General features: G+C 63.1%; 9 protein-coding genes. 5 read left to right on the top strand and 4 right to left on the bottom strand.

Features of this window, described 5'->3' with window-relative positions; genetic code table 11:
• Positions 1-410 (top strand): DHHA1 domain-containing protein (locus tag EOA36_RS20840; RefSeq protein WP_245464422.1); only part of this gene is annotated, 410 nt, incomplete at its 5' end.
• A 114-nt stretch (positions 411-524) separates the two neighbouring features.
• Here EOA36_RS20840 and EOA36_RS20835 read toward each other — a convergent pair.
• From EOA36_RS20835 to EOA36_RS37340, 3 genes are all read right to left on the bottom strand, one after another.
• Positions 525-1151 carry a glutathione S-transferase family protein gene (locus EOA36_RS20835; protein WP_127279227.1) on the bottom strand — a complete coding sequence of 209 codons (627 nt, stop codon included), beginning with the start codon at positions 1149-1151 and terminating at the stop codon, positions 525-527.
• Positions 1152-1229: 78 nt separating this feature from the next.
• Positions 1230-2441: an NADP-dependent isocitrate dehydrogenase gene (locus tag EOA36_RS20830; protein ID WP_127279226.1), complete on the bottom strand. Its 1212-nt coding sequence runs from the start codon at positions 2439-2441 to the stop codon at positions 1230-1232.
• 74 nt (positions 2442-2515) lie between these two features.
• Positions 2516-2656, bottom strand: coding sequence for a hypothetical protein (locus EOA36_RS37340; protein ID WP_189343632.1), 141 nt, complete (start codon positions 2654-2656; stop codon positions 2516-2518).
• On the opposite strand from EOA36_RS37340, the gene EOA36_RS20825 reads away from it, so the two are divergent.
• Positions 2655-3575, top strand: coding sequence for an RNA methyltransferase (locus EOA36_RS20825; protein ID WP_127279225.1), 921 nt, complete (start codon positions 2655-2657; stop codon positions 3573-3575). The two genes, EOA36_RS37340 and EOA36_RS20825, sit on opposite strands and share 2 nt — an antisense overlap.
• The gene (gene murI / locus EOA36_RS20820) at positions 3568-4356 is read left to right on the top strand and encodes a glutamate racemase (protein WP_127279224.1); all 789 of its coding nucleotides are present in this window, start codon (positions 3568-3570) and stop codon (positions 4354-4356) included. The genes EOA36_RS20825 and murI overlap by 8 nt, the downstream gene beginning before the upstream one ends.
• Positions 4357-4377: 21 nt before the next feature.
• Here the strand turns inward: murI and EOA36_RS20815 are convergent, their stop codons facing one another.
• On the bottom strand, positions 4378-5760 hold the full coding sequence (locus EOA36_RS20815; protein WP_127279223.1) for an RNB domain-containing ribonuclease: 1383 nt from the start codon (positions 5758-5760) through the stop codon (positions 4378-4380).
• A gap of 160 nt (positions 5761-5920) precedes the next feature.
• On the opposite strand from EOA36_RS20815, the gene EOA36_RS20810 reads away from it, so the two are divergent.
• Together EOA36_RS20810 and rpsD are read left to right on the top strand one after the other, a co-directional pair.
• The gene (locus EOA36_RS20810) at positions 5921-6103 is read left to right on the top strand and encodes a DUF3008 family protein (RefSeq protein WP_015318153.1); all 183 of its coding nucleotides are present in this window, start codon (positions 5921-5923) and stop codon (positions 6101-6103) included.
• A 655-nt stretch (positions 6104-6758) separates the two neighbouring features.
• Positions 6759-7376 (top strand): 30S ribosomal protein S4, encoded by a 618-nt coding sequence (gene rpsD / locus EOA36_RS20805; protein ID WP_013895883.1) that lies wholly within the window; start codon positions 6759-6761, stop codon positions 7374-7376.
• Positions 7377-7516: the final 140 nt, after the last annotated feature.

Raw genomic sequence — 7516 nt, 5'->3', positions numbered from 1 at the left:
AGAAGGACCTGACCGAAGCGCGCAAGAAGCTGGCGCTGGGCGGCGGGTCGCCTGCCGATGCCCCGGCCGCCAACGAGATCGTGGCTGGCGTCGGCTTCCTCGGCAAGGCGGTTTCAGGGGTCTCGCCGAAGGACCTGAAGCCGCTGGCCGACGCAGGCAAGACTTCGTTGGGCTCTGGCGTCGTCGTGTTCGTTGGCGCCGGCGAGGACAACAAGGCGAGCGTCGTGGTCGCCGTGACCGATGATCTCGTCAGCCGCTTCAGCGCCGTCGACCTGGTGCGCGTTGCCTCCGCCGCATTGGGCGGGCAGGGCGGCGGCGGCCGCCCCGACATGGCCCAGGCCGGTGGTCCGGATGCCTCGAAGGCCAATGATGCGATAGCGGCGGTGAAGGCGGCGCTGGAAGCAGCCTAGCGAATTTAGGTAGGCGCTAGGCGTGCCAACGAGCTAGTCCGAGGCTGGCAGGACAGCGCCTGCCTCTGTCCTGCCGGACCGAGGGGTGCTGTCCAGCGGTTATCCCGATACTCGTCAACCAACCTTTTCGGTGTGGGCAAAGCTTGGGCGGGCAGCCACGCGCGCATACCACTCCTGGACCAGTGCAAACCGCGCCAGCAAGTCACGCCCCTCGATGACCTTGACGAAATAGCCAATCATCGGCGCCGCATGCAGGTCGGCCAGCGTCAGCTGGTCGCCAAGCAGCCAAGGCCCTTGTGCCTTCAGCGACGTCAGCACCCCGAGCACCGTTTCGGCCTGGCGCAGCCCGTCAGCGATCAGCGCCTCGTCGGGCGCCTCCTTCTCCAGCCGCTCGACGGCAACATCCCAGACCATCGACCTGTAGCCATAGGCATCGAGCATACCTGTCATCTGGCCCATCCTCGCTCGGCCGCGCGCGTCGGCCGGCTGCAGCGCCGGACCCTCGAACGCTTCATCGACATAGCGCGCGATCGCATTCGTCTCGAAGAGCCGGAACCCGTCATGTTCGAAGGCCGGGATGCGGCCGAACGGGTGATGTTCCAGATACCAGGCGGGAATGCCGTCGGTGGCGAAGACATCGAGCGGCACCAGCTCGTAGTCGATGCCTTTCTCCTCCAGCGCCATCCGCGCGATGCGCACATATACACTGTAGTCCGCGCCGTAGAGGATTGGCTTGGTCATGCTGTCAGCCCTTCGCATGCGCCGGCCCAAAAAGCGAAGGCTCCTTTCGGAGCCTTCGGCATTTGGAACCGCGGGTACTTACGCCATCGCCTTCTGCAAATTCTCGTCGATCTTGTCGAGGAAGCCGGTGGTCGAGAGCCAGGGCTGATCGGGGCCGATCAAGAGCGACAGGTCCTTGGTCATGAAGCCGCTTTCGACGGTCTGGATGCAGACCTTTTCCAGGGTCTCGGCAAAGCGCTTCAGTTCGGCATTGTCGTCGAGCTTGGCACGGTGCGCCAGGCCGCGCGTCCAGGCGAAGATCGAGGCGATCGAGTTGGTCGAGGTTTCCTCGCCCTTCTGGTGCTGGCGGTAGTGGCGGGTGACGGTGCCGTGCGCGGCTTCGGCTTCCACTGTCTTGCCGTCCGGCGTCATCAGCACCGAGGTCATCAGGCCGAGCGAGCCAAAACCCTGCGCCACCGTGTCGGACTGGACGTCGCCGTCATAGTTCTTGCAGGCCCAGACGTAGCCGCCCGACCATTTCAGGCTCGACGCCACCATGTCGTCGATCAGGCGGTGCTCGTACCACAGCTTCTTCGACTTGAACTCGGCTTCGAATTCATGCTCGTAGACTTCCTGGAAGATGTCCTTGAAGCGGCCGTCATAGGCCTTGAGGATGGTGTTCTTGGTCGACAGGTAGACCGGATAGTTGCGCAACAGGCCGTAGTTCAGCGACGCCCGGGCGAATTCGCGGATCGACTCGTCGAGATTGTACATGGCCATGGCCACACCGGCGCCGGGCGCGTCGAACACGTCATGCTCGATCACCTGGCCGTCCTCGCCGACGAACTTGATCGTCAGCTTGCCCTTGCCGGGGAACCGGAAATCGGTGGCGCGGTACTGGTCGCCGAAGGCATGGCGGCCGACGATGATCGGCTTGGTCCAGCCGGGCACCAGGCGCGGCACGTTCTTCATGATGATCGGCTCGCGGAAGATGGTGCCGCCGAGAATGTTGCGGATGGTGCCGTTGGGCGACTTCCACATCTTCTTCAGCTTGAACTCCTCGACGCGCTGCTCGTCGGGGGTGATCGTCGCGCATTTCACGCCGACGCCGTATTTCTTAATGGCGTTGGCCGAATCGATGGTCACCTGGTCGTTGGTGGCGTCGCGGTGCTCGACGCCGAGATCGTAATAGTCGAGCTTGAGGTCGAGATAAGGGTGGATCAGCTTGTCCTTGATGAACTGCCAGATGATGCGGGTCATCTCGTCGCCGTCGAGTTCGACGACCGGGTTCGCCACCTTGATCTTCGTCATGGAAAGAATGCCTCGTTGCTTCTGATGGAACGGCCATGCCGGTGTGGCGTGTAGCCGGGGGATGCGCCCGTATATCAAAGCGCTTTTGGCCGCGCAAACGCCGATCGGTCACGAATGTCAGCCATGACCGCGATCGTTTGCGAATGCTTCATTTTCGCGGCCGAATATGGCAGGGGACGCTGAAATGCCGCAAACAGCAGTTCATTGACAATCATGCCCGACGCCAAAGATCCATACAGCACCGCAGCCGCCGGCCCGGCGATCATCCTCGTCGAGCCGCAGCTCGGCGAGAATATCGGCATGGTCGCCCGCGCCATGGCCAATTTCGGACTTTCCGAGCTGCGCCTGGTCAATCCGCGCGACGGCTGGCCGAGCGAGAAGGCGCGTGCCGCCGCCAGCCGCGCCGATCATGTCATCGACGCGGTCAAAGTGTTCGACGATCTGGCGTCGGCGCTTGCCGATCTGAACTTCGTTTTCGCCACCACGGCCAGGCAGCGCGACGGCTTCAAATCCGTGCGCGGCCCGGTCGAGGCGGGCAGGGTGCTCCGTGCCCGTCACGGAATGGGGCAGCGCACCGGCATATTGTTCGGCCGTGAGCGCTTCGGTCTCTACAATGACGAGGTCGGCCTTGCCGACGAGATCGTCACCTTTCCGGTCGATCCCGATTTCTCTTCGCTCAACATCGCCCAGGCCGCGCTGCTGATGTCCTATGAGTGGATGAAGTCGGGTCTGGAGGACGAGACCAAGACCAATTTCTCCGGCCCGGACATGAAGCCGGCCAGCAAAGAGGAATTGCACGGCCTGTTCGCTTATCTGGAGGGCGCATTGGAAGCGCGCGGCTATTTCCGACCGGCGCCGAAGAAACCGAAAATGGTCGACAATCTGCGCGCCGTGCTGACGCGGCCCGGCTTCGCCGAACCGGAGCTCAAGGTGTTGCGCGGCATCATCTCGTCGCTGGACAGGTTCTCGCCGGCCATGCCGCGCGGCGACGGCTCTCCGGGCGACGATCCCCGGCGATTGCCGGCGGCGGCCGCGCGTGCTCGCAAGGTGGATGCGGCTGATGAACTCCCCGACGCCAATGGCGACGATACCGACACGCCGCCGCTGGGCGGCAAGGGAACAGACAATGACTGACCAGCCGATCCTGATGTTCGATTCCGGCGTCGGCGGGCTCACCGTGCTGCGCGAGGCGCGCGTCCTGATGCCCGACCGGCGCTTCATCTATGTCGCCGACGATGCCGCTTTTCCCTTTGGCGCCTGGGAAGAGCCGGCACTGCGGACCCATATACTGGAGCTGTTCGCCAAATTGCTCGACCGCTTCGCGCCGGCGATTTCGGTCATCGCCTGCAACACCGCCTCGACGCTGGTGATCGACGCGCTGCGTGAAAGATTTCCTGGCCATCCCTTCGTCGGCACCGTGCCTGCGGTCAAGCCGGCGGCCGAGCGCACGCGCTCGGGCCTGGTCTCGGTGCTGGCGACGCCAGGCACGGTGAAGCGGCAATACACGCGCGACCTGATCAGCAAATGGGCACAGAAATGCCATGTCCGCCTGGTCGGCAGCGACAGGCTGGCGGGCCTGTCCGAAGCCTATATGCGCGAGGGCTTCGTCGACGAGGAGGCCGTACGCGCCGAGATCGCGCCATGCTTCATCGAGCGCGACGGCATGCGCACCGACATCGTCGTGCTGGCCTGCACGCACTATCCCTTTCTGGTCAATCGCATGCGCAAGACCGCGCCCTGGCCGGTCGACTGGATCGATCCGGCCGAAGCGATCGCACGGCGAGCCCTCTCGCTGCTGCCGCCCATCGATGGAGCGCTGCCGCAAGGCGAACCCGATATAGCGGTGTTCACCTCGGGCAAGGCGGATTTCGCCGTCAGCCGCCTGATGCAGGGCTTTGGACTGACCGTGCGCTAGACAGTGGGCAACGTCTGCCTGTCAAACAGGTTCGAAGACGATGCTGCGTTGATCCGGATCAGCCAGGACCAGCCTTAGCTTCAGATCTTCGCCCTGTCTGAGCCCCGAGGCTTTTACGTTTGCAACGACAGGCATGTCGGCAAGCTGAACGCGCACGCCATGGTCGACGACGTCGGTGACGACGGCTTTGAACGTCTCACCCTCGCGCCCCTCCAGCATGACCGCCTCGGCAAGGTCGATGGCCGCGTGGTTGATCAGCGAAGCGCGGCTATCGGCACGTCCCATCGCCTTCGGCAACCTGGCGAACGCGTCGGTGACAGCCTGGGGCACGGGCTGGCCGTTGGCGATCGCCAGCGCGCAGCGCACGACATAGCGATCGGCAAGTCGCCTGAGTGGCGCTGTCGCATGGGCATAGGTGGCGGCCATGGCCTCATGCCAGGGGACAACGCCGTCCTGATAGGGCTGGTAGGACGCGCCGGGGCTTGCATGGCGGATTTCCAGCATCAACGCTGCTTGTCGCGGATCGGTGGGATCGAGGGTTCGCTGATAGTCTCGCAAACCGGTGGAGGCCGGCCAGGACAGTCCGAGAGCCTGTGCCGCGTTGCGCAGTCTTTGAACCTTGAACGCATCCGGCCCCGACATCACCCGGAACAAACCGGTGTGATGCGCAAGCATGGCATCGGCAATCGCCATGTTGGCGGCCAGCGAAAGCGCGGCATTGTCCTGCTCGGATTGCAGCAGCGGTCTGAACGAAAGCCGGTATGTGCCATCGGCGAGCCTTTCCACCTCCTGCTCGGGTGGATCGACGCGGGAAGCCCCGCGACGCTTTTCGTTCATTGCCATGCGCCGCGCCATTTCGGCAAAGCCGGCCGGAACGTCGGAAGCCTTCACGCTGTCATAGGCGAGCTTGGCGCGGCTTTGAATGATTGCCCGCTCCGCGCCGTCCAGCTTCGTCGCACCATCCTGCGCAACCCGAACCGTGAAGATGACAGCTGGACGCGGTCCATCAGGCAACAGGCTTGCCGCACCCTCGGCAATCACCGGCGGGTAGAGCCCGGCCTTGCCGTCCGGCAAGTAAAGTGTCTCGCCCCGCGTCCAGGCTTCGAGATCCACCGTGTCGCCGTCCTCGACGAACCAGGCCACGTCGGCAATGGCATAATGCAGCAGAAGATCACTGCCGCTCGCCTCGATCGAGAATGCTTGATCAAGATCGGTGGAGGCAGCCGGGTCGAGCGTGACAAAGGGCATCGCCCTTCGATCGGCATGCTGGTCGGGCACACGTTTGGCCGCCGCATCCGCTGCGGCAACGACATCAGCCGGAAATCCATCCGGCACGTGCAATTCGGTGCGGATTTTCGCCAGGCCAGTGGAGAGAGCCTGTGAGGGATCGGTCAGAGATTTCATTCAGCCGTCCTACACTGGGGTTCCGGACACGGGAAGGCTGCCAACGAAAATCGCCAAGGGCGGCCACCGGCTGGCGCCGAGCGGATCGGGAATGAGCCATTGGCGCTGGAACCGCCGCCGAAGCGCGGCGTTTCTCCTGACAGCAAAAGGAGACCTCGCCATGCCAGCCACCTCGAAAGCCCAGCAGAAGGCCGCCGGCGCCGCACTCTCCGCCAAGCGCGGCGAGACCAAGAAAAGCGAGCTCAAAGGCGCTTCCAAGGGCATGTACGAATCGATGAATGAAAAGCAGCTCGAGGAATTCGCCGAGACGAAGCGCAAGGGTCTACCGGAGAAAAAATCCTAGGCTTGAGCGCTTCGAGCCCGACTACCTTGGAATGAAAAAGGGCCAGCGACATGCGCTGCCCGTGGGATTGTTGTGCGGAACAGCCTACCAGCGGTGGCAGTGCCGTATTCTCTCGACGATCAGCCTGCGATGACCATGCCGCCACACCACCTCTCTTTTTGACGATGACCCGGCAGACCTGCCTATGGCCGTGCCAATGGCGCCATGGCCGGTTCCGGGACGAGCACCATCAACCCTGCAAGCACCGCGGCACCTGCCAGGGTAGGAGGAACTTCTTCATGCAATCAGGCTCTCTAGCTCCAGTCCCTTCCTGGTCCCGCTGGCGAAAACCCTCCCGCCACATCCGGCATCGCATCAACGCCTTGAACGCTATACTGTTTGCGCCGCGCCGCGCCACTCACGAACTTGACATCGGTTAAATCTCGGTTTAATCAGCCGCCAACGCCGGGCAGCGATGTCCGGTGTTTGTTTTGTATACGCAAGATCTGTCACGATAGCTGTTTCCGATCTTGTTTGAACTGACGTGTCCCGTGGGTTTTCCGCCGCGTTGCGTGGGAAAATCCTGTCAGGTCTCGAAAACGGAGGCCAGAGGAGGGCGCGTTTCCTTCACCCGGACCATGAGGTGCCGGGTGTGTCGTTTTGAAAAGGGAATGCGATGAGCAAGCGCGAATCCGCGAAATACAAGATCGACCGCCGTCTCGGCGAAAATATCTGGGGCCGCCCGAAGTCCCCGGTCAACAAGCGTGAATACGGCCCCGGCCAGCATGGCCAGCGCCGCAAGGGCAAGCTTTCCGACTTCGGCCTGCAGCTGCGCGCCAAGCAAAAGCTGAAGGGTCACTATGGCGACGTTTCGGAAAAGCAGTTCCGCAAGGTCTATGAAGAGGCCGATCGCCGCAAGGGCGACACCTCCGAGAACCTGATCGGCCTGCTCGAGTCGCGTCTGGACGCGGTCGTCTACCGCGCCAAGTTCGTGCCGACCATCTTCGCCGCCCGCCAGTTCGTCAACCACGGCCACGTCAACGTCAACGGCAAGCGCGTCAACATCGGCTCGTACCGCTGCAAGCCGGGCGATGTCGTCGAAGTGCGCGAAAAGTCCAAGCAGCTGGTCATCGTCCTCGAATCGGTGGGCCTCGCCGAGCGCGACGTGCCGGACTACATCGAAGCCGATCACAACAAGATGGTCGCGACCTTCTCGCGCATCCCCGGCCTCGCGGACGTTCCGTTCGCCGTGCAGATGGAACCGAACCTGGTCGTCGAATTCTATTCGCGCTAAGCGAACGTCTTTCTGCGATATCGGAAAGGCCGCCTTCGAGGCGGCCTTTTTGTTTCGGGCATCCGCTTTGCCGTTTCGATTTTGCGGCCGATGCGCTAATCCGGGCGGAAGTCACATTCAGGGGCCGCCGTGCCATGAAC

Source organism: Mesorhizobium sp. M8A.F.Ca.ET.021.01.1.1, assembly GCF_003998025.1.
In the GTDB taxonomy this organism is placed as follows: domain Bacteria; phylum Pseudomonadota; class Alphaproteobacteria; order Rhizobiales; family Rhizobiaceae; genus Mesorhizobium.
This window is presented reverse-complemented; position numbering and strand designations above follow the sequence as displayed.

Bases quoted from the DNA above. Each gene is read 5' to 3' on its own strand.
- EOA36_RS20835 (WP_127279227.1), bottom strand. From the start codon at position 1,151: ATGACCAAGCCAATCCTCTACGGCGCGGACTACAGTGTATATGTGCGC.
- EOA36_RS20830 (WP_127279226.1), bottom strand. From the start codon at position 2,441: ATGACGAAGATCAAGGTGGCGAACCCGGTCGTCGAACTCGACGGCGAC.
- EOA36_RS20825 (WP_127279225.1), top strand. From the start codon at position 2,655: ATGCCCGACGCCAAAGATCCATACAGCACCGCAGCCGCCGGCCCGGCG.
- EOA36_RS37340 (WP_189343632.1), bottom strand. From the start codon at position 2,656: ATGATTGTCAATGAACTGCTGTTTGCGGCATTTCAGCGTCCCCTGCCA.
- murI (WP_127279224.1), top strand. From the start codon at position 3,568: ATGACTGACCAGCCGATCCTGATGTTCGATTCCGGCGTCGGCGGGCTC.
- EOA36_RS20815 (WP_127279223.1), bottom strand. From the start codon at position 5,760: ATGAAATCTCTGACCGATCCCTCACAGGCTCTCTCCACTGGCCTGGCG.
- EOA36_RS20810 (WP_015318153.1), top strand. From the start codon at position 5,921: ATGCCAGCCACCTCGAAAGCCCAGCAGAAGGCCGCCGGCGCCGCACTC.
- rpsD (WP_013895883.1), top strand. From the start codon at position 6,759: ATGAGCAAGCGCGAATCCGCGAAATACAAGATCGACCGCCGTCTCGGC.